Annotated in this window: 19 protein-coding genes and 1 riboswitch; of the genes, 12 read left to right on the top strand and 7 right to left on the bottom strand. The window is 70.8% G+C overall.

The window, feature by feature from the left end:
- The first annotated feature begins 117 nt into the window (after positions 1-117).
- The 3 genes from ABEG18_RS22565 (at position 118) to ABEG18_RS22555 (ending at position 2,713) form a co-directional block, all read left to right on the top strand.
- Positions 118-1,473 (top strand): sensor histidine kinase, encoded by a 1,356-nt coding sequence (locus tag ABEG18_RS22565; protein WP_406855284.1) that lies wholly within the window; start codon positions 118-120, stop codon positions 1,471-1,473.
- Complete coding sequence (locus ABEG18_RS22560) at positions 1,470-1,868, top strand: response regulator (protein ID WP_406855283.1); 399 nt, start codon at positions 1,470-1,472, stop codon at positions 1,866-1,868. The genes ABEG18_RS22565 and ABEG18_RS22560 overlap by 4 nt, the downstream gene beginning before the upstream one ends.
- Positions 1,869-1,993: 125 nt before the next feature.
- Positions 1,994-2,713, top strand: a complete 720-nt coding sequence (locus ABEG18_RS22555; RefSeq protein WP_406855282.1) for a Crp/Fnr family transcriptional regulator — start codon at positions 1,994-1,996, stop codon at positions 2,711-2,713.
- Between the two features lie 16 nt (positions 2,714-2,729).
- On the opposite strand, the gene ABEG18_RS22550 is transcribed toward ABEG18_RS22555, so the two are convergent.
- Both ABEG18_RS22550 and ABEG18_RS22545 read right to left on the bottom strand, forming a co-directional pair.
- Positions 2,730-3,128, bottom strand: coding sequence for a thiol-disulfide oxidoreductase DCC family protein (locus ABEG18_RS22550; RefSeq protein ID WP_406855281.1), 399 nt, complete (start codon positions 3,126-3,128; stop codon positions 2,730-2,732).
- A complete protein-coding gene (locus ABEG18_RS22545) occupies positions 3,118-4,086 on the bottom strand; it encodes an NAD(P)/FAD-dependent oxidoreductase (RefSeq protein ID WP_406855280.1) in 969 nt (322 codons plus the stop codon). Before ABEG18_RS22545 ends, ABEG18_RS22550 begins: the two co-directional genes overlap by 11 nt.
- Positions 4,087-4,360: 274 nt before the next feature.
- Here ABEG18_RS22545 and ABEG18_RS22540 point away from each other — a divergent pair, with 274 nt between their 5' ends.
- The 3 genes from ABEG18_RS22540 (at position 4,361) to ABEG18_RS22530 (ending at position 7,649) form a co-directional block, all read left to right on the top strand.
- Positions 4,361-6,220, top strand: coding sequence for a chloride channel protein (locus ABEG18_RS22540; protein ID WP_406855279.1), 1,860 nt, complete (start codon positions 4,361-4,363; stop codon positions 6,218-6,220).
- Positions 6,221-6,312: 92 nt separating this feature from the next.
- Entirely contained in the window at positions 6,313-7,296 is a 984-nt protein-coding gene (locus ABEG18_RS22535) for a tripartite tricarboxylate transporter substrate binding protein (RefSeq protein ID WP_406855278.1), read from the top strand.
- Positions 7,293-7,649, top strand: a complete 357-nt coding sequence (locus ABEG18_RS22530) for a hypothetical protein (RefSeq protein ID WP_406855277.1) — start codon at positions 7,293-7,295, stop codon at positions 7,647-7,649. The genes ABEG18_RS22535 and ABEG18_RS22530 overlap by 4 nt, the downstream gene beginning before the upstream one ends.
- Here the strand turns inward: ABEG18_RS22530 and ABEG18_RS22525 are convergent.
- The 3 genes from ABEG18_RS22525 to ABEG18_RS22515 form a co-directional block, all read right to left on the bottom strand.
- A complete protein-coding gene (locus ABEG18_RS22525) occupies positions 7,575-8,306 on the bottom strand; it encodes a CbtA family protein (protein ID WP_406855276.1) in 732 nt (243 codons plus the stop codon). The two genes, ABEG18_RS22530 and ABEG18_RS22525, sit on opposite strands and share 75 nt — an antisense overlap.
- A gap of 9 nt (positions 8,307-8,315) precedes the next feature.
- Positions 8,316-8,501: a CbtB-domain containing protein gene (locus ABEG18_RS22520; protein ID WP_406855275.1), complete on the bottom strand. Its 186-nt coding sequence runs from the start codon at positions 8,499-8,501 to the stop codon at positions 8,316-8,318.
- Between the two features lie 94 nt (positions 8,502-8,595).
- Positions 8,596-8,791: riboswitch (cobalamin riboswitch) on the bottom strand.
- A gap of 58 nt (positions 8,792-8,849) precedes the next feature.
- Positions 8,850-9,713 carry an SDR family NAD(P)-dependent oxidoreductase gene (locus ABEG18_RS22515; RefSeq protein WP_406855274.1) on the bottom strand — a complete coding sequence of 288 codons (864 nt, stop codon included), beginning with the start codon at positions 9,711-9,713 and terminating at the stop codon, positions 8,850-8,852.
- Between the two features lie 153 nt (positions 9,714-9,866).
- Between ABEG18_RS22515 and ABEG18_RS22510 the strand changes: the two genes are divergently transcribed.
- The 5 genes from ABEG18_RS22510 (at position 9,867) to ABEG18_RS22490 (ending at position 16,292) form a co-directional block, all read left to right on the top strand.
- Entirely contained in the window at positions 9,867-11,489 is a 1,623-nt protein-coding gene (locus ABEG18_RS22510) for an ABC-F family ATP-binding cassette domain-containing protein (protein ID WP_406855273.1), read from the top strand.
- A gap of 89 nt (positions 11,490-11,578) precedes the next feature.
- Positions 11,579-12,517: a DUF6328 family protein gene (locus ABEG18_RS22505; RefSeq protein WP_406855272.1), complete on the top strand. Its 939-nt coding sequence runs from the start codon at positions 11,579-11,581 to the stop codon at positions 12,515-12,517.
- 131 nt (positions 12,518-12,648) lie between these two features.
- Positions 12,649-13,683 carry a sugar ABC transporter substrate-binding protein gene (locus ABEG18_RS22500; protein ID WP_406855271.1) on the top strand — a complete coding sequence of 345 codons (1,035 nt, stop codon included), beginning with the start codon at positions 12,649-12,651 and terminating at the stop codon, positions 13,681-13,683.
- A 14-nt stretch (positions 13,684-13,697) separates the two neighbouring features.
- A complete protein-coding gene (locus tag ABEG18_RS22495; protein WP_406855270.1) occupies positions 13,698-15,197 on the top strand; it encodes a sugar ABC transporter ATP-binding protein in 1,500 nt (499 codons plus the stop codon).
- A 60-nt stretch (positions 15,198-15,257) separates the two neighbouring features.
- Complete coding sequence (locus ABEG18_RS22490) at positions 15,258-16,292, top strand: ABC transporter permease (RefSeq protein ID WP_406855269.1); 1,035 nt, start codon at positions 15,258-15,260, stop codon at positions 16,290-16,292.
- A gap of 57 nt (positions 16,293-16,349) precedes the next feature.
- On the opposite strand, the gene ABEG18_RS22485 is transcribed toward ABEG18_RS22490, so the two are convergent.
- Both ABEG18_RS22485 and ABEG18_RS22480 read right to left on the bottom strand, forming a co-directional pair.
- Complete coding sequence (locus tag ABEG18_RS22485) at positions 16,350-16,898, bottom strand: hypothetical protein (RefSeq protein ID WP_406855268.1); 549 nt, start codon at positions 16,896-16,898, stop codon at positions 16,350-16,352.
- Between the two features lie 148 nt (positions 16,899-17,046).
- Entirely contained in the window at positions 17,047-17,544 is a 498-nt protein-coding gene (locus tag ABEG18_RS22480) for a Spy/CpxP family protein refolding chaperone (protein WP_406855267.1), read from the bottom strand.
- A gap of 406 nt (positions 17,545-17,950) precedes the next feature.
- Between ABEG18_RS22480 and ABEG18_RS22475 the strand changes: the two genes are divergently transcribed.
- Positions 17,951-19,645: a TrkA C-terminal domain-containing protein gene (locus ABEG18_RS22475; protein WP_406855266.1), complete on the top strand. Its 1,695-nt coding sequence runs from the start codon at positions 17,951-17,953 to the stop codon at positions 19,643-19,645.
- Positions 19,646-19,652 lie beyond the last annotated feature (7 nt).

Here is a 19,652-nt window from a genome sequence, read left to right as displayed (position 1 = left end):
CGCTGCTCCCGCGCGTTCGCGGGCTATTGGAACCTGCGCCCCGGCCGGGGCTTTCAGTCCGATGCCCTCTCAGCCAAGCCCCACCGCGACATGAACGAACGCCCGCCCCGCGCTGCGATGCCGTCCGAAACGCGTCAGGACGAACTGCTGCGCCTCGTCGCGGAAAGCGCCGTCGATTTCGCCATCTTCACCCTGGACCAGACGGGCGTCGTCACGAGCTGGAACATCGGCGCCTCCCGCATGACGGGCTACGCCGCCGCCGAGATCATCGGCCGGAACGGCGAAGTCCTGTTCACCCCCGAGGATCGCGCGTCAGGCGCGCCGGAGAAGGAGCGCGAAGGCGCGCGAACCCACGGCCGCGCCGAGGACGAGCGCTGGCACGTCCGCAAGGACGGCTCGCGGTTCTGGGGCTCCGGGCTGGTGACGCCGCTGGGCGACGGCTCGGGTTTCGCCAAGATCATGCGCGACCGGACCGAGCAGCACGCCAGCGGACAGTCGCTTCGGGAGAGCGAGGCGCGGTTCCGGGTGCTGGCGACCCGCATTCCCCAGCTCGTGTTCCGGTGCAGGTCGAACGGCCATCGGACATGGGGCAGCCCGCAATGGGAGGTCTACGCGGGGATGTCGGATGCGCAGAGCCACGGCTTCGACTGGCTCAAGGCCATCCATCCTGACGACCGGGAGCTGACGCGCGCGGCCTGGCGGGAAGCCCAGAAGACCGGGGAATATTCCGTGGAGCACCGCATCCTGAGGATCGCGGACCAGGAATACCGATGGCACCGGACCCGCGCCAATCCGACGACAGACGGCCCCCTCGACACGGCCGAATGGGTCGGCACGTCGACCGACATCAACAATCTTCGCTTGCTGCAGGAGCGGCAGGCCGTGCTGCTCGCCGAACTCCAGCACCGCACGAGGAATCTCCTTGCGGTCGTGCAGTCGATCGCGCGCAAGACGCTCGCCAAGGGCGGCGGCATGGCCCAGTTCGCCGAGGAGTTCGAGGGTCGGCTGCGCGCCCTCTCCCGCGTTCAGAGCCTGACCGAGAGCGCGGGCCATGACAGGATCTCGCTGCGCCATCTGATCGAGGCTGAGCTCGACGCGCACGCGCCGGATCCCGAGCGGGTGAGCGTGGCGGGGCCGCCCATCACGCTGCCGGCCTCGGCGGCGCAGACGGTGGCGCTGGCCGTGCACGAGCTGGCCACCAACGCCCTGAAGCATGGCGCGCTGGGCGACCAGGGCGGCCTCCTGACCGTGGACTGGTCGCTGGATCCCCCGGACGACCCGAAGCGCCTGCAGCTCGATTGGCGGGAAACGCGTGTGAGAATGCATCGTAAAACGAGACGGAAAGGCTATGGGAGCGAATTGATCGAGAAAGCGCTTCCCTATCAATTGCAGGCCAAGACGTCGCTGACCTTCGGGCCGGACGGCGTGAGCTGTCGCATCGAACTGCCGTTGGGGAAGGACATGGACCGATGAGCGGCGCAGCGACATCCAAGCTGCGGCCCCGACGGGTGCTGGTCGTCGAGGACGAGTATCTCCTGGCCGTCGATCTCGCCCGATCGCTGGAGCGGTTCGGCGCGGAGGTGCTCGGCCCCGTCGCCACGGTCGAAGAGGCGCTCGCCATGATCAAGGACGCCAAGGTGATCGACGGCGCCGTGCTCGACATCAACCTCAACGGGGTCCCGGTCTATCCGGTCGCCGAAGCGCTGCAGCAACGGGGGGCGCCGTTCATCTTCGCCTCTGGCTACGACGCGACCGCGGTGCCGGCCCGGTTCGACTCCATCCCGCGCGTGCCGAAGCCGGTCGACACCGAAGCGTTGGCCCGAAGGCTGATGGCGTTCACCATCACCGACGCCAGCCCGGACGATTGAGGAGCGCCCCTGTACGAAATTGTACAGGCGGCGCGTGTCCGGGTGTAAGGTGGGATCGATGGCGCGACGGACGAGTGTGATCGGCTGAGGCGTGGTCGCTCCCGCCAGCTCAGCGGGGGACGCCGATGAACAACCATCCCGACCAGGCCTGGCTTCGAAACGCGCTCCTCACCGCCCTGTCGCCGGCCGACTTTGCGGCGATCCGGGACCATCTCGAGCCGGTGGTGCTGACCCGGCGGATGACGCTGATCCATCCGGACCGGGACATCGACTATGTCTACTTCATCGAGCGAGGGCTCGGGTCGATCGTGGCCGGCTTCCCCGAGGGCGAGCGGATCGAGGTCGCGATCGTTGGACGCGAGGGGTTCGTCGGCGTGCCGGTGGCGCTGGGCGTAACGCGCACGCCGCACGAGTGCTTCGTACAGGCCGCCGGAAACGGCCATCGCATCCGGTCGTCAAGCCTGGAGGCGGCGATGCGCGAGGCGCCCGGCCTGCGCGACCTCCTGTTGCGCTTCGTCCATGTACAGACCGTCCAGATGGCCTGCACGGCGCTGGCCCACGGCTCGTTCAACCTCGACGTCCGGCTCGCCCGGTGGCTCCTGATGTGCCAGGACCGGCTGGGCGGGGACGAGGTGCCGCTGGTGCACGATTTCATCGCCATCATGCTGGGGGTGCGCCGGGCCGGCGTCACGACGACCCTTCACGTGCTGGAAGGCGGCGGCATGATCCGCTCGACTCGCGGCCTCATCACCATCACCGACCGGGTGAAGCTCCGTGAGGCGGCTCGCGAGAGCTACGGCGTCGCCGAGAAGGAGTATGCGCGGGTTCTGGGCGACCTCAGCTAGCTTGCGCTGGTCCGCGTCAGCCTGGTCTGGACCGCCTCGACTGGACGACCCGGACGGCTCTCGACAACCAGGGCCGGACCGGCAGGAAGCACCGATAGGCCCCTTCCAGCAGGCGCATGATCCCCGGCGCCCCGGCGACGCGGGCCGCCCAGCGCCAGCGCGGGAGGGCGCGCCAGACGTCGGCGAAAGCGGCCGCGCCGGAGACGAGCGCGCCGTCCGCCCGGCGCACGTGGAAGCGGGCCATCGCGGCCGTGCGGTCGAGATCCGGCCCCGGCGCGGCGGCCGGATCGGAGACGTCGGTGAAGCACAGACTTTCAGCCCCATCCTGCCGGGCGTAGTGGGCGATCTCCATCCGGCAGAGCGGGCAGGAACCGTCGTAATAGACGGTGAGGCGGGGGTGCTGCTCAGCGGTCATCGTGGCCCCCCAAATCCTGAGACAAGTCCTGAGCCATGGCGAAGGCCAGCGCTTCGCCGCTGTCGAAGGCCGCCTCGATCCGCGGGCCGATGCACCAGTCGCCGCAGGCGCCGACGCGGGCCCCGGAGTCCCACAGGAAGGGCTCGCCCGCCGGCCTGTCGACGAGGGCGTAGCGCCACCGATGCGCCGCCGCGTAGCGCGGCGTCGCGGCGACTCCCGTCAGTTGGCGCACCCGCGCCAGGAGGGCGACCTCTACGGTCTCGGGCGCGTCCTCCAGATGGGCGCGGGACCAGGCCGGAGCGGCGTGCGCCACGAGGGTTTCGGCCCCGGGCGGGCGGCCGGGCTTGGTCGAGTCGCGCGCGATCCAGGCCAGGACATCGTCATCGGGCCGCAGGCTGGCGGCAGCCAAGCCGATGGGGGCGTCGAAGGCCAGCAGCAGCGCCCAGCAGGGCGCGTAGCCGGCCGATCGCATCGCGGGCCAGTCGAGGCCGGCGGACGCGGCGATCGGGACGGCCTGCGGAGCCGGCGTGGCCAGCACGACGGCCGCGAACGGACCGTCCAGCGTGTCGCCGTCCGGCCCGCGCCCGCCCAGGCTCCAGCCCTCGGGACCGCGCCGCAGGGCCGAGATGGTCCGCCCCACCGTGACGGAGAGGCCCTCGGCCAGGGCGCGGGCCGGCGCAGTCATCGCCGCCGTTCCGACGAACCAGCCGGGCGCCCATTCGGCCGCTCGCCCGTCCAGGGCCCATTGCGCGGCCTGGGCCTTGAACCGCTCGCCCCTCGCGGTGAAATATTGCGCGCCATGATCGAACTGCAGGCCGTCCGCGCGCCGCGTCGCCATGCGGCCGCCGACGCCCCGGCTCTTGTCGAACAGCGTGACGCCAAAGCCACGGGCCGTCAGGACCCGGGCGGCCGCAAGGCCGGCGACGCCCGCGCCCACGATGGCGATGCGATGATTCATGGCGGCTCCACCCCGTTCCCGGCCGGTCTACGCAGCCGCGTCCCGGCTAGACCTGCCCGCCGGCCTATGGCGTACTTCGACGCGACATCTTCGTCATTCAGGGTCATGTTGAAAAAAGCAGTGCGGCTGCGTCTTCGCCATGGGACGGGTCAGCCTTCTCTGCGTTCCGTTTCTTTGGTCCTGCTCGTGTCGAGGCTTCCAGCACCGTGAACCATGACGCTGAACCCCGCCGCCGCCATGTCGGCCGCGCCCCCTTCGCTCCGCGAGGCGGATCGTGAGGGGCGGACCTGTGGGCGCGATCTGGCGGGGCGGACTCAGGCGCATCTCGCGCTGGCCGGGAAGACGCCTGCCCACCGCCACGCCCGAGGCCGGGGCGGCCTTCGGCGGCTGGCGCAGGCTGTTCCGCAACCGCTCCGGCGCGCCGCTGGTCGTGCTGGCCAGCGCCTGCGCGGTCGGGCTGGCGGCGGGGGCCTGCGTCTTCGCGGTCCACAACATCGTCATCTGGCTGCAGCGGGCCAGCCTGGGCTTCGCGGCCGAGATGCGCGTGGCCGTGCCGGAGCACACGGCCCCCTGGCGGGTCGGGGCCGCCCTGCTGGCGGGGGCGCTTCTGGTGTCGCTGGCGACCTGGGCCACGTCCCGCCTGTCGGACCGGCCGCCGTCCGACGCCGTCGAGGCGAACGCCCTGCGGGGCGGCTATCTCACCTGGATGGACGGCTTCGCGGTGGTGATCCCGATCCTGGCGTCAGTGTCGTTCGGCGCTTCGGTGGGCGTGGAGGCGGCCGTCACGCAGGTCGGCGCGGTGCTGGCCTCCGTGCTGGGCCGACGCCTCAAGCTGCCCCGGTCCGACCTGCGGCTCCTGGTCGGGGCCGGCGCGGCGGCAGCGATCTCGGCGGCCTACCAGGCCCCGATCGCCGGGATGCTGTATGCGTTCGAACTGGTGCTGGGGAGCTACAACAAGCGCTCGCTGGCCCCGGTCGCGCTGGCGGCCCTGCTGGGGTTCGGGGCGGTGGCGGCGCTGGACGGCGGGCCGAAACCCTTTATCATCCGGCAGACCGCCTCGGCCCTGTGGGCCGACTTCCCGGTGGCGGCGCTGATCGGCGTCCTGGCCGCGCTGCTCGGCATCGGCGTCATGGTGCTGGTCGGCGGCGTCGAGCGATCGCTGGCCTCGCTCACCCGCTCGGAGACGGTGCGGCGCGTGCTGGGGGCGCTCGGGCTGGCGGCCCTGGCGTTCCTCGCGCCGGGCGTGCTGGGCAGCGGACACGCGGCCATCGACGAGGCGGTGAACGGCGAGATCGTCGGGCGCCTGGCGATCGGGCTCCTGGGCGCGAAGGCGCTGGCCTCCGCGCTCAGCCTGGGCGCGGGCTTCCGGGGCGGCCTGTTCAGCGCCTCGCTGTTCATCGGCGCGCTGCTGGGACAGGCGGTGGCCTGGCTCTCCCAGCTCATCCCCTATGTGCCCGTCGCCAACCCCACACTGTGCGCGCTGGTCGGCATGGCGGCTCTGGGCGCCTGCATCATCGGCAGCCCTCTCGCGATGGCCTTCCTGGTGCTGGAGAGCACCGGCAACTACGAAGCCTCGCTCGTCGTGGCGCTCGGGACGGTGGTGTCCTCGCTCGTGACGGACAGGCTGTTCGGCTACAGCTTCGCGACGTGGCGGTTCCAGCAGCGCGGGCTCGCGCTGGAGGGCGGCCACGACATCAGCCGCCTGACCACGGTCGGCATTTCGGAGCTTGTCAGGCCCGCCAAGTTCATCCTTCCGGCCAGCGCCTCGCTGGACCAGGTCGCCCGGGCGGTGTCCCACGCCGGCAACAAGGCGGTGGCCGTGCAGGACGACCATGGCCGGCTGCTCGGGCTCGTCGACCCGGCGCTCGTCGAAGTGGTCGAGAACGAGCCCGACCTTCCGCTCGCGGCGGCCGACCTGATCGGGACGCCCGTGGTGCGGGTGCCGCCCACGGCGACTTTGGCGGACGTGGTGGCCATCTTCGGCCAGGACGACCGCGGCGTGCTGCCCATCGTCGACCCGAAGCGTCCCGACCGTCTGCTGGGCGCGATCCGGTCGCGCGACGTGTTCCGCCTCTCGGCGTCCATCGCCGAGCAGCAGCGGCGCGAGGATCTCGGCCTCGTCGGGCGCCAGTGAGGGTCCGGAGCCCGTCTGGACCGGGAGCGGCCAAGAAGGCACGATGGCGCCGCGCGGGGCGCCCCCGCCTGCGCCAGACCAGGTGACCCCCCATGGACAGACGTCATTTCGTAGCCGGGCTTGGAGCGGCCTCGGCGTTCGCCCTCGCGCCCGCCGGCGCCCGCGCCCAGGCGAACTGGCCGAACCGGCCGATCATGATCATCGCGCCGTTCCCGCCCGGCGGTCAGGCCGATCTCGCCGCCCGGCCCGTGGCGGCCGCCCTGGAGAAGCTGCTCGGAAAGCCCGTCGTGGTGGAGAACCGGGCCGGGGCGGGAGGGGCCGTCGGCAACGCCGCGGCGGCGCACGCCCCGCCCGATGGGCACACGCTCCTGATGACGCTCTCCTCCCTGGCGGTGCTGCCGGAATCGGCGCGCCTCTTCGACCGGGCGCCCTCCTACGAGGTGGACCAGCTCGTCCCGATCGGGCGCGTGCTGGCGGACCCGACCTTGCTGGCCGTGCCGGCGAGCGCGCCCTGGCGAAGCGTGCAGGACCTCGTCAACGACGCCAAGTCCAGGCCGGGGGCTATCCCGTACGGCTCGTCGGGAAGCTACGGCACCCTGCATGTCGCCATGGAGATGTTCGCCGCATCGGCCGGGATCAAGCTCCTGCACGTGCCCTATCGGGGCGCGGGGCCGGCGCTGAACGATCTCCTGTCGGGGCAGATCCAGGCGATCGCCTCCGCGCCGGGCGTCCTGAAGCCCCACGCCGACGCCGGCTCGTTGCGCGTGCTGGCCAATTGGGGCGCGAGCCGGGTCGCCGAATTCCCCGACACGCCCACCTTCCAGGAGCTGGGCTACCCTGACGTCGAATTCTACATCTGGGCGGGGCTGTTCGCCCCCAAAGGCTTGCCCGAACCCGTCCTGGCGCGCCTGCGGGGGGCGCTGCAGACCGTGATGAGCGACCCCGAGACCCTGAAGATCTTCGAGCGGGCCGGAAGCCCGCCGGCCTACCAGGATGCGGACGCCTTCGCCCGCTTCGTGGCGTCCGACAGCGCGCGGCTGATCGTGGCGACGCGCAAGATCGGCAAGGTGGAATGACCGCGGCGGCGGCCTGGGGCCAGGCGGCGGACGCGCTTGAGTTCCAGCCGGCGGGGCATGGCGCGGGGTGCCTCGTGCACCGCCGCGCGTTCCGGGTCCTGCTGGGACGCGCGTCGACCGGGGAAGAGCCGCAGGCCGCCGAGTGCCTGGCGTTCTACGACCGGAACGCGGCGGCGTTCGAGGCGGCGGCGGCGGACAAGATCGCCCGCCGGGGCCTGGCGCCAGCGGCGCGGTTCCACCTCACCAGCCGCGACGTGCGCCGGGCGATGAGCGGAGCGTCAGGCCGTCAGGTCGCGGTGTCCGCCGAACCGCTGCAGGAAATGGCCGGTCAGCACGCCCAGCAGCGCCCATGAGATGAAGGTGGTGACCGTGACGGCCGCGACGAACTGGCGCGACAGCGCCTCCGGCACGTTCGACGAAGCTTCGACCGCGTGAGGCGCCCCGATCAGGTGGGGGAGGACGAGAAGGGCCGCCCCGATGGCGCTGGTCATGGCCGTCCGGCCGAGCGCGATGAGCCCGAGGCCTCCTGCGGTTGCGGCCGCGGTGCCGATCCACCACGCCTGGCGGGCGACCAGATCGGCCGCGGGGGCGCCGGGGAGTTCCGGCGGCAAGCCGAGGCCCGGCGCGATCACGAAGGCCGCGAAGCCGCCCATGCCCCAGAACAGGCCCTCCCGCCAGGTCGGCGGACGGCGCAGCAGCACGAGCGCCCCGGCGAGGCACAGGCCGAAGCCCACCCACTCGACCACGTTGAACAGCGCCGTGTAGGCGTTGCGCTCGAGCCCGTCAGCGGGCTCCCAGGCCGCCGCGCCGTGGTCATGCGCGGACGTTCCGGCCGGATGGTCATGCGCAGCGGGGGCGGGCGCGGGAGGCGCCGCTTCCGCCTGCTTCTCGTAGATCTCCGCCTTGTGGATCAGCGGAACGGTGCGGACATGCTGGACGGCGGTCACCGCCAAGCCGACCAGGAGCCCCGCCGCCGCCGCGGTGAAGACGATGGACCTGAAGACGGACACGGCCGACCCCTAGTGGCAGGGGAAGGCGTTGGCGTGGCGCGTGTCATGCGCGGCGTTGTGGACCGCGTCGATCTGCGAGAAGCCCGCAAAGCCGACGACGAAGACGCCGAGCAGAATGGCGAAAAACGCCTGGAGGGCGACGCCCGCCTCGATGCGGACCGGCGCGGCGACGTGTTGGGAGGCGTTCTGCAACATATTCTCACCCCGAGTTGCTCACCGGGGAGGAATACGAAGGACGAAACGGCCGTGCATGCGCCCGGACCCTGTCGCACCTTCGGACGCCCCGCCCGAATTCCGATGTCGTGACGGCAGGTCTCCTGGCTTGCGGGTCGTCGCCCCGGCGCCCTTCCCAGCCCCGAAAGGCCAGTGGTCCACGCGCCGTCGCTCGCCGCTCACAGTTGCGGGGGCAGCCGCAGCATCGGGCTTTGGGCCTTCACTGCGTTCCCTTTTGATCCCCGAAAGGAACCGTCACGTCGCCACGATAGCCGCAGTCGCCTGCGCTTCATAGCCGGATCAGCGTTCGACTTCGGTCTTTCTTCGCGGTCAGCCCGACGGGGTTCCGGCCTTCACGAAGGCCGCGAAGGCGTCCGCATAGTCCGGATGCCAGCGCGACAGCGCCGGCCGATTGCGGACGATGTCCTCGGCGGCCCAGAGGATCCGGCGTTCGTCCAGCTCGCGCGGGACGTCATTGTCGGGGCAGAGGATGTAGAAGTCGCCTGCCTCCAACCGGCCGAGCATGAAGTCGACTGTTTGCTCGGGCGTCCAGGCCGCGGCCGGCTTCACGGCGCGGCCCTTGGCGGTGAGGCCCGTGAAGACGAAACCGGGGATCAGCAGATGGGCGCTGATCCTGGCGCCGGGGATGTTGCGCAGCTCATGCGCCAGCGCCTCGGTGAAGACCTTCACGCCCGCCTTGGAGACATTGTAGGCCGGATCGCCCGGCGGCGTGGTGACGCCCTGCTTGGAGCCGGTGTTGACGATGAGCCCCGGCCGGCCGCGCTCGATCATGCCCGGACCGAAGACCTGCGTCCCATGAATGACGCCGAGGAGGTTGACGTCGAGGATGCGCCGCCACGCATCCGGATCGCCGAAGAGCGCGCTGCCGGGCTGGATTCCGGCGTTGTTCATGAGGAGGTCGACGCTCCCGAACCGCTCCAGGACGTCGGCCTCGAGCCGCTTCAGCGCGTCGCGGGAACTGACGTCGGTCGCGCTCGCCATCACGTCCGCCGCGCCGCCCGGCGCCTGCGCCTCCAGGTCGAGAGCGGCCTGCCGGAGCCGGTCGGATTCGACGTCGGCGATGCAGACCCTCATGCCGAGCCGGGCGAAGCGGGCGGCGGCCGCAAGGCCGATCCCTCCGGCCCCGCCGGTGACCACGGCGACCGCGCCTGGCGTGAGAACGGGATGGGTCATGGGCGCCTCCTCGGGTGGAACACCGCATAGAACTCGGCCGCGATCGCGCCGCGTCAATGGGGCGGCCGCGATCCGTTTCGGCTCTTCGGCTCTTCCGCGCGGAGCCGACATGCCCTAAGCCGGCCCTGCACGAAGACAGGTCCCGCGAGCCCCATGATCCGACTTGAGAACATCAGCAAGCAGAACGGCCACCAGATCCTCTTCATCGAGGCGTCGGCGGCGCTCCAGCGGGGCGAGAAGATCGGGCTCGTCGGTCCCAACGGCGCGGGCAAGACGACGCTGTTTCGCATGGTCACCGGCCAGGAGGCGCCCGACGAGGGTCAGGTGGCCGTCGATCGCGGCGTCACCATCGGCTATTTCAGCCAGGACGTCGGCGAGATGGCGGGCCGCAGCGCCGCGGCCGAGGTGATGGACGGCGCGGGGCCGGTCAGCGCCGTCGCGGCGGAGCTGCGCGCGCTCGAGACCGCCATGGCGGATCCCGACCAGGCCGACCGCATGGACGAGATCATCGAGCGCTATGGCGAGGTCCAGGCCCGCTTCGAGGAGCTCGACGGCTACGCCCTCGACGGCCGGGCGCGCGAAGTCCTGGCCGGCTTGAGCTTCACCGAGGCCATGATGGACGGCGACGTCGGGGCGCTGTCGGGCGGCTGGAAGATGCGCGTCGCGCTGGCCCGCATCCTGCTGATGCGACCGGACGTGATGCTGCTGGACGAGCCCAGCAACCATCTCGACCTGGAGAGCCTGATCTGGCTGGAGACGTTCCTCAAGGGCTATGAGGGCGCGCTTTTGATGACCTCGCACGACCGCGAGTTCATGAACCGCATCGTCAACAAGATCGTGGAGATCGACGGCGGCTCGCTGACCACCTATTCGGGCGACTATGCGTTCTACGAGCAGCAGCGGGCGCTGAACGAGAAGCAGCAGCAGGCGCAGTTCGAGCGCCAGCAGGCGATGCTGGCCAAGGAGATCAAGTTCATCGAGCGATTCAAGGCGCGCGCCTCCCACGCCGCGCAGGTCCAGAGCCGCGTCAAGAAGCTGGAGAAGATCGACCGGGTCGAGCCCCCGAAGCGCCGGCAGACGGTGTCGTTCGACTTCCCGCCCGCGCCGCGCTCGGGCGAGGACGTCGTCAGCCTCAAGAACGTCCGCAAGCGCTACGGCGACCGCCCCATCTATGACGGGCTGGATTTCCAGGTCCGCCGTCGCGAGCGCTGGTGCGTGATGGGGGTGAACGGCGCGGGCAAGTCGACGCTCCTGAAGCTGGTGACCGGCTCCACGGCGCCGGACGACGGCTCCGTGGCGTTGGGCGGCGCCGTCAAGATGGGCTACTTCGCGCAGCACGCGATGGAGATCCTCGACGGCGAGCGCACGGTGTTCCAGTCCCTGGAGGACGCCTTTCCGCAGGCCGGGCAGGGTTCGCTGCGGGCGCTGGCGGGCTGCTTTGGCTTCTCCGGCGACGACGTGGAGAAGAGGTGCCGCGTGCTGTCGGGCGGCGAGAAGGCCCGGCTGGTGATGGCCCGCATGCTCTACGACCCGCCGAACTTCCTGGTCCTGGACGAGCCCACCAACCATCTCGACATGGCCACCAAGGAGATGCTGATCGCGGCGCTGGCCGACTATGAGGGCGCCATGCTGTTCGTCTCGCATGACCGGCGCTTCCTGGGCGCCCTGTCCAACCGCGTGCTCGAGCTGACCCCGGACGGGGTGCACCAGTATGGCGGGGGCTACGCCGAATACGTCGCCCGCACCGGCCAGGAGGCGCCCGGCCTGCGCGGCTGACGCCGCGTCGGATCGGCTGGCGCCGTACGCCGCGCGCCCGCGGCGCAGCCCGCCGGCGGCCTTCGTCGTTGGTCCGGGCGATGGGCGCGGTGGAGAAGATCAAGATCGGCCTGGACGAACTGCGCATGCTCACCTTGGGCGCGCAGGTGCTGATCGGCTTCCAGTTCCAGGGCGTCTTCCAGCCGGGATTCGAGGCCCTGCCGGCCGGCTCCAAGCTGGCGCAGATCTGCGGCCTCGCGATGCTGCTGGCCAGCCTGTGCGCGCTGGTCTCGCCCTCCATGCTGCACGCCGTCCTGGAGAACGGCGAGTCGACGCCGCGCGCCGCCGCATGGATCAATCGGGGCCTGGCCGTCGCGCTGCCGCCGCTGGCCCTGGCGCTGGGCGCCGACGTCTTCATCGCGGTCCGCAGCGTCTACGGGTCGCCCTGGGGCGTCGCCGCGGGAGTGGGCGTCGGCCTGACGGCCCTGGGGCTCTGGACCGCGCTGGGCCTGGTCCGGCGGCGGCGCAAGGGACAGGATCAAAGACGCATGGCGAAGCAACGCAAGGCCGAGGAGACGCCGCTCTCCCACAAGATCGATCATATGCTCACCGAGGCCCGGACCATCCTTCCGGGCGCGCAGGCGCTGCTCGGCTTCCAGCTCAGCGTGGTGCTGACGCAAGCCTTCCCGGGCCTGCCGGCCGGCTCGAGGCTCGCCCATGTGGCGGCGCTGCTGCTCGTCGCCCTCACGGTGGCGCTGCTGATGACGCCCGCCGCCTATCATCGCAGCGTCTATGCGGGCGAGGATTCGCCGGCCCTGCTGCGGCTGGGCGGCCGACTCGTCCTGCTCTCGACGGCGCCGCTCGCGGGCGCGTTGGCGCTGGAGGCCTTCGTGGTCTCCCGGAAGGCGCTGGGCTCCCTTCCGGTCGCGGCCGCGCTGGGCTGCGGCGTCTTCGTGGTCCTGACGGGCGTGTGGCTGGGCTACCCGCTGGCCCGCAGGGCGCGCGGCGGGAGCGGACCGGAGGGCGGCGCCCCGGGCGCGGGCCGCTGACCCGACAGCGCGATGCACGGCGCGTGGAGCTGCCGCGCCGTCCACAGATCGCCCGTGACTCGGCCTGTGCGCCGTGCCAGCTTCATTCCTGATACCGGGCCGCAAAGGTCCGGATCTCAGTGGAGGAAACCATGACCCAAGACGATTCCGTCGGGGCGTCCCGGCGCGGCCTCATGCTCGGTTCCGCGGCGGCGGCAGGGGCCGCCGCACTCTTCGGAGGCATGGGCGTGAGCCCATTCATGGCGGCCGCGATGGCGAAGGAAGCCGGCCGGTCCAGCAAGCCGCTCAAGGCCGCTTTCTCCAACGCCGGCCTTCAGGCCACCTGGTGCGCCCAGGGCAAGCAGGCGGCCGAATATTGGGGCAAGCTCTTCAACGTCGAGGTGACCTGGTTCGACGGCCAGCTCGACGCCGTGAAGCAGCGCTCCGCCATCGACAACATGGCCTCCCAGAAGTGGGACTTCGTCGCCATCCAGGCCTTCGGCATCGGCACCCTGACGGCGCCGGTCAACCGCATGATCGAGGGCGGCACGCCCGTGATCGACATGGACACGCTGATCGCGCCGCTGGATAGCATCAACGTCCACACCTTCCTGGCGCCCGACAACGAGTTCATGGGCGCGTCCGTCACGCAGGCCCTGGTGGACGCCATCGGCGGCGAGGGCAAGGTGATCATGACCCAGGGCGCGCTGGGCCACACCGGCGCGCAGGGACGGGCGCGAGGCTTCGACTCGGTCGTGAAGAAATTTCCCAAGATCGAGGTTCTGGAGACGCAGCCGGCGGACTGGGACGTCACCAAGGCGGTGCGGCTGTGGGAGAGCTATCTCACCAAGCACCCCAAGATCGACGCCGCGTTCTTCCACAACGACGACATGGCGCTCGCCGCCTACAACGTCATGAAGGCCAAAGGCCGGACCGAGATCAAGATCGGCGGCGTCGACGCCATGCCGCCCGCCATCGCGGCGGTCAGCGACGGGCGCATGTTCGCGACCGTGCGCAATCCGTCCTGCCGCATCCATGGCGGCGCGATCGTGGCCGGCGTGGCCGCCGTCATGAACGGGGCCAAGACCGGAACCGACATTCCCAAGCACATCATCACGGATGGCCCGGTCGTCACTAAGGCGAACGCCGCCGGCATGGCGTGGATGGAAGAGCAGTTCCTGATCTAGCCGGCGGGGGCGTGATGGCGGTCGAGCCCATCCTGGAGCTGGTCGGGATCTCCAAGGCGTTTGGCGGCGTGCAGGCGCTGCGGGACGTCGACCTGGCGCTCGCGCCCGGCGAGATCCATGGACTCGTCGGCGAGAACGGCGCCGGCAAGAGCACGCTGATGAAGATCATCGCCGGAGTCCACCCGGACTTCGGCGGCGTCATGCGCGTGCGCGGGCGGGAGACCCGGTTCCGGGGCTCCCGCGACGCGCTCGCGGCCGGGATCGGCATGGTGCACCAGGAGCTCAGCATCGCGCCGGACCTGAGCGTGGCCGAGAACGTCTATCTCGGCGCGCAGCCGACCAACCGCTTCGGCTTGGTGGACTGGCCCGCCATGCGGCGCGGCGCGCGCGATCTGCTGGCCCGGCTCGGGCTGGACGTCGACGTCGACGCGCCGGCCGGGCTCCTGCCCATCGGGGTGCAGCAGCTCGTCGAACTCGGCCGGGTGCTCTTCTCCGGTGCGGACCTCATCATCCTGGACGAGCCGACCTCGGCCCTGTCGCCGCCCGAGACGGAGCGCCTCTTCGGCGTCCTGCGCCTCCTCAGGCAGGAGGGCCGCAGCATCGTCTTCATCTCGCATTTCCTGGACGACGTCCTGCGCGTCTCCGACGTCGTGTCGGTGTTCCGCAACGGCCGCAAGGTCGTGACAGAGCGGGTGTCGCCCGCCACCGACAAGGGCTGGCTGATCGCCCGCATGATCGGCCCGCACGCGGCCGACCTGGAGGAGAGCTGGACCGGGACGGTGCGCCTCGCGGGGCCCGGCGGCGCGCCTGTGGCCCTGGAGGCCATCGGGCTGACGCATGCGCCCGCCTTCAAGGATGTGAGCTTCCAGGTCAGGGCCGGCGAAGCGCTGGGCGTCTACGGCTCTATGGGCTGCGGGCAGATCGAGCTGTCGCGCGCGCTGTTCGGCAAGCTGCAGCCGGGCGGGGGCGAGATCCGCATCGCCGGAAGGGAGGTCAGGCTGGGCAACACGGCCGACGCCAAGCGCGCCGGCGTCGCGTTCGTGCCGGAAAGCCGGCGCGCGATGCTGTTCGGCGAGGAGCCGATCTACCGCAACGTCTCGATCTCGATCCTGGAGACGATCTCGCGGATCTGGCTGAAGCCGGACCGCGAACGCGCCATCGCGAAAGGGCACATCCAGGCCCTGAACATTCGCGCGCCCGGGCCCGAGACGCGCCTCGGCGCGCTGTCGGGCGGCAACCAGCAGAAGGTGGCGCTGGCGCGCTGGCTCACCCGCCCGCCGCGGGTGCTGGTGTTGTGCGAGCCGACGCGCGGCATGGATGTCGGGGCCAAGGAGGACGTCGTGCGCATCGTGCGCTCCCTCAAGGAGCAGGGCATCGCCGTGATCATCCTGTCGACCGAGCCGGAGACGGTGCTGTCCATGGCGGACCGCATCGTGGTCCTGCGCCGGGGCGAGATCGTCCATGAATTCGCCGAGCGCGGCGTCTCCAAGGAGGACCTGCTGGCCGCCGCCTAGCCTTTCCGGCGCGCCCGGCCGTCGGCCCACCTCTACGAGCCTGCCCAGGGGACCCCATCGATGGATGCGACGACGACACCCGCCAGCCGGCCTCCCTTCGCCCAGCGCGCCGGCGGCTGGCTGGCCCAGCGCCTGCGCAACATCGCGCCCCTGCTGACCTTGCTGGTCCTGGTGCTGTTCTTCTCCGTCGCGAGCCCGTCCTTCGCGACCGTCGGCAATGTCTGGAACATCCTCCAGCAGGTCTCGGTGACGGGGATCATCGCGGTCGGGCTCACCTTCGTGATCCTGACGGCCGAAATCGATCTCAGCGTCGCCGCGGTGGCGAACGCCACCGGCATCGTGGTCGCGTTCTTCACCCTGCAGGACGCCAGCGTGAACATCGCGAACCTGCCCCTTCCGGGCTTCGCCGCCATCCTGCTGGCGCTCGCCGCCTGTGGGCTCCTCGGCCTCGTGACGGCGTTCGGGGTGACCCGGATCGGGATCCCGTCCTTCATCATGACCCTGGCGATGATGCAGATCGGCGCGGGCGTCAGCGCGCTCCTGGTGCGCGGCCAGATCGCCTATTCGGTGCCGCCGCTGATCGCCACGCTGGGCTCCCGCTCGTTCCTGGGCGTGCCCTGGATCGTGATCGTGGCCGCCCTTTTCCTGCTGGTCGCCCATGTGACGCTGACCTACACGCGCTTCGGCCGCTACGTCTACATGGTCGGCGGCAACCGGGAGGCGGCCGAGAATTCGGGCGTCAATGCGGGCCTGGTGGTGGGCGCGGCGCTGGTGATCTCGGCGGTGTGCTCCGGCGTGGCCGGCATGCTGGGCGTCGCGTATTTCGGCAGCGCCCAGCAAAACGAGTTCGACAGCTACCTGCTGGACGCCATCGCGGCCGTGGTGGTGGGCGGCACCAGCCTGTTCGGCGGGCGCGGCGGCATCGGCAACACGATCCTGGGGCTGTTCGTGCTCGGCGTGCTCAACAACGGCCTCGACCACGTCAACATCGACAGCTTCCTGAAGATCCTGATCCGCGGCCTCATCCTGCTGGCCGCCCTGATCATCAACGTCTACGCGGAGAGGCTCCGCACCGCCAGCCGCGGCGCCGCCTAGGAGGCGCGCGGCCGCCGGGCGAGAGAGGCTCGTCCCTCGACGGGCCCGCGCCCCTCGTCAGCGCCAATAACGGCGACCGCGCCAGGCCGCGTGCCTCACATAGGCTGTCCGGTAGGCGGCGCGAGGGTAGTAGGCCGGTCCCCAATAGGCGTGCCGCCGGTAGACCCGACGCGGGTAGTAGTAGGTTCTGCGAACGACCACCACGCGGGGCGCCGCATAGACGGGCGCATAGCTGACGCCGTAATACGGGTCCGCCACATACGGGTCCCAGCCATCGGCATAGCCCACGCCGTCATACAGACCGTCATAAGGGTAGCCGTAGCCATAGGCGGGGCTCGCCAGGACGGAGCCGATCGCGAGGCCGGTCAGCCCCGCCGCAAGCCCGGCCCCCCAGCCCCATCCGCCGCCGCGCCATCCTCCCCAACCGCCGCCCCACCCGGCGTGGCCCCACCCGGCACGGCCCCATCCGCCATGACCCCATCCGGCATGGCCCCACCCGCCGCCCCAGTGTCCCCCGCCGCCACGCCACTGGGCGGACGCCGGGGACGCGACAATGAGGGCCTGCGCGACCACGGCCGCCAGGGCGTAAGTAGCAAGCTTCTTCATCACGACCTCCACTCCCGAAACGCCGGGCGCACAGGCGTGAACCCGGCAGATCAGATCGCAGCGCGTCGGCCATCGCGGGTCGCGCCGCGCTGCGGCTGAAGCATCCCGATCGGCGCGAACTCGCGCGGGACGCAGCGCAATCGCGCGATCAATCCTCGCCGCCGTCCTCCCAGCTGTCGGACGACTGGTTGCGCGGCAGCATTTCCCGCGCTTCGCGGAGCACGAAGAGGGCCAGGACCGCCAAGCGGTGCTTCTGCTCCTCGGTCAGCGTCGCGGCCAAAGGCTGCCAGGCGTCCGCAAGCTTCTTCAAGCTGGCGCCGCGCTGCATGAGGTTGTCGGCGCGTTGCCGCATCAGCTCGACGATGCTGGCCTCTTCCCACTGCCCCGATTGCAGCCTGGCGACCCGCGCGTGGCGCACGGCCGCCCTGGCGCGGATCGCCTCCTCCACCGGGGGCCACAATTTCAGCTGCTCGGGAGTCAGTTGCAGGGCGAATTTGGTCGCCGCCACCCGGGCGTCCAGGATGGCGCTGAGATCGGCGCTGCTGAGCCTTTCGGACGAGGCTGCGGAAGATGACGCAGTCTGCGCCTGAGCCGAACTCAGGCCGAGGCCGACCACGGCGACGCCGATCGCAATTGCCTTGAACATCTGGGATCTCCCTTTTCGCTGAATGTCGGGTGACTTTCGGGGAATTCGGGTCACGGACTGGCCACGCGGGCCGACGCCGTCCTGGCCGCATCGTGGGGCTGCCGATGGAGGTCGAGCGATCACCGAGGCGTCGAAGCATCGCTGCGGCATGGGCGGCCCGTTCACTCGAAGCGCGTGCGATGATCAAAGCACTTCGGCGAGCGGCTGGCAGGTATCTTACTGTAGGCTGAAGGCCTCCCACGGACCTCCAGGACACGCTGACCGGGGTGCGGTCGGGACCGAGACGGCGTCGATCGCGGCCGCATTCGGCCGAGCTACAGTAAGACACTGCCCGCCGTCGAGCTTCGGACCCATGATGCAGCCGCGCTGGCTGGCGCCAGGGCCTGGATCTGTTCGGAGGAACGCCGTGCTCGCCTGGTTCCACGATTTCCTCGTCCGGTATCCCGAGCTGACGCTCTTCCTGGTGATCAGCGCGGGCTACTGGATCGGCGGGTTCAAGGTGGCCGGCATCGGGCTTGGACCGGTGACCGGCTCCCTCCTGGCCGGCATCGTGGTGGGGCGCTTCGCCGAGCCGCCGACCTCGGCGATGACGAAATCCTTCCTGTTCCTGCTCTTCCTCTTCGGGATCGGCTACTCGGTCGGACCGCAATTCCTGCAGGCCCTGCGCCGGGATGGGCTGAAGCCCGTGCTGGTGGCGCTGGTGAGCGCCGTCAGCGGGCTCGCCGTGGCCGTGGCCGTCGCCCGCTATCTTCATCTCGATCCCGGTTTTGCGGCGGGCCTCCTGTCCGGCGCCTTGACGGAAAGCCCCGCCATGGGGACCGCCACCGAGGCGATCAACGCCCTGGCGATCCCCGAGGCGGACCGGGCCCGCTACGTGGCCCATATCGCGGTGGCGGACGCCGTCTGCTACGTGTTCGGGACGGCCGGATTGATCCTGTTCTGCAGCATCGTGGCGCCCACGCTGATGGGCGCCGACCTGCGCCAGGAGGCGCTGGCCCTGGAGAAGTCCCTCGGCATCTCGCGCCAGGCCGCTGGCGTCGCTTCGGCGTGGAGACGTTTCGAGGTCCGCGCCTATGTCCTGCCAGAGGGTTCTCCGCTGGCCGGCCTCACGGTGGCGCAGGCGGAGAGCGGCGTCAGCGAGCACCGGCTCTTCGTCCAGCGCGTCCGGCGCGGCGCCGCGCTCCTGCCGGCCCGACCGGATCTGCGTCTCCAACCCGGGGACGTGCTGGCCATTTCGGGGCGCCGCGAGACCATCGTCGACCATGTCGGAGCGCGGGCCCAGGAGGTGGAGGATCGTGAGCTCCTCGACATGCCCGTGGCGTCGGTCGACGTGCTGATCCAGAAGTCCGACTCGCTTGGCTCCAGCCTCGCCGAGATCGCTCGGCAGGATTGGGCGCGCGGGATCTATCTGCGCGAGGTGCGCAGAGGCGGGGAGCCGGTTCCGATCGCGCCCGGCGTGGCCCTGGAAAAAGGCGACGTCGTGCGGCTGGTGGGACCGGAGGACGTGGTCGAGGCCGTGGCGGCGCGTTTGGGCGTGGTGGTCGCTCCCGTCGCCTCCACCGACTTCGTGGTGCTCGGTCTGGCGATCTTCCTGGGCGGGCTTGTCGGCGTTCTGGTCACTTTTCCGATCGCCGGGCTCAAGATCTCGTTGAGCACGAGCGTCGGGACGTTGCTGGCCGGCCTCCTGGTGGGGCATCTGCGGACGCGCCTGCCCCTGTTCGGGCGGATCCCGGACGGAGCCGTCAACCTGATGACGTCGCTCGGCCTGGCGGCCTTCGTCGGAATGACCGGGCTGCACGCGGGCCCCGTCTTCTTCCAGGCCGTGGCCGAGGTGGGGTTCGGGCTGCTCCTCGGCGGCATGATCGTGACCCTGACGCCGCCCATCATCAGCCTGCTGTTCGGGTGCTACGTCTTGCGCATGAACCTCGTCCTAGTGCTGGGCGCGATCGCCGGCGCGCAGACCATGACCGCCGCGATGGCGGCGGTTCAGGAGCGCTCAGGAAGCCCGGTCGCGGTGCTTGGCTATACGCCGGCCGTTCCCATCGGCCATATCCTGCTCACGACATGGGGCTCCATCATCGTGACGCTCGTAGCCCCGTAACGGCGGC

The sequence above is a fragment of the Alsobacter sp. KACC 23698 genome, assembly GCF_045348435.1.
In the GTDB taxonomy this organism is placed as follows: Bacteria; Pseudomonadota; Alphaproteobacteria; order Rhizobiales; family Beijerinckiaceae; genus Alsobacter.
The sequence above is the reverse complement of the archived record's forward strand: the minus strand, read 5'-3'. Positions and strand labels throughout refer to the sequence as shown.

Excerpts from the sequence above, each read along its gene's own strand:
- ABEG18_RS22555 (WP_406855282.1), top strand. The coding sequence starts at position 1,994 with ATGAACAACCATCCCGACCAGGCCTGGCTTCGAAACGCGCTCCTCACC.
- ABEG18_RS22550 (WP_406855281.1), bottom strand. The coding sequence starts at position 3,128 with ATGACCGCTGAGCAGCACCCCCGCCTCACCGTCTATTACGACGGTTCC.
- ABEG18_RS22515 (WP_406855274.1), bottom strand. The coding sequence starts at position 9,713 with ATGACCCATCCCGTTCTCACGCCAGGCGCGGTCGCCGTGGTCACCGGC.
- ABEG18_RS22495 (WP_406855270.1), top strand. The coding sequence starts at position 13,698 with ATGGCGGTCGAGCCCATCCTGGAGCTGGTCGGGATCTCCAAGGCGTTT.
- ABEG18_RS22560 (WP_406855283.1), top strand. The coding sequence starts at position 1,470 with ATGAGCGGCGCAGCGACATCCAAGCTGCGGCCCCGACGGGTGCTGGTC.
- ABEG18_RS22565 (WP_406855284.1), top strand. The coding sequence starts at position 118 with ATGCCGTCCGAAACGCGTCAGGACGAACTGCTGCGCCTCGTCGCGGAA.
- ABEG18_RS22490 (WP_406855269.1), top strand. The coding sequence starts at position 15,258 with ATGGATGCGACGACGACACCCGCCAGCCGGCCTCCCTTCGCCCAGCGC.
- ABEG18_RS22485 (WP_406855268.1), bottom strand. The coding sequence starts at position 16,898 with ATGAAGAAGCTTGCTACTTACGCCCTGGCGGCCGTGGTCGCGCAGGCC.
- ABEG18_RS22500 (WP_406855271.1), top strand. The coding sequence starts at position 12,649 with ATGACCCAAGACGATTCCGTCGGGGCGTCCCGGCGCGGCCTCATGCTC.
- ABEG18_RS22480 (WP_406855267.1), bottom strand. The coding sequence starts at position 17,544 with ATGTTCAAGGCAATTGCGATCGGCGTCGCCGTGGTCGGCCTCGGCCTG.
- ABEG18_RS22535 (WP_406855278.1), top strand. The coding sequence starts at position 6,313 with ATGGACAGACGTCATTTCGTAGCCGGGCTTGGAGCGGCCTCGGCGTTC.
- ABEG18_RS22530 (WP_406855277.1), top strand. The coding sequence starts at position 7,293 with ATGACCGCGGCGGCGGCCTGGGGCCAGGCGGCGGACGCGCTTGAGTTC.
- ABEG18_RS22510 (WP_406855273.1), top strand. The coding sequence starts at position 9,867 with ATGATCCGACTTGAGAACATCAGCAAGCAGAACGGCCACCAGATCCTC.
- ABEG18_RS22545 (WP_406855280.1), bottom strand. The coding sequence starts at position 4,086 with ATGAATCATCGCATCGCCATCGTGGGCGCGGGCGTCGCCGGCCTTGCG.
- ABEG18_RS22520 (WP_406855275.1), bottom strand. The coding sequence starts at position 8,501 with ATGTTGCAGAACGCCTCCCAACACGTCGCCGCGCCGGTCCGCATCGAG.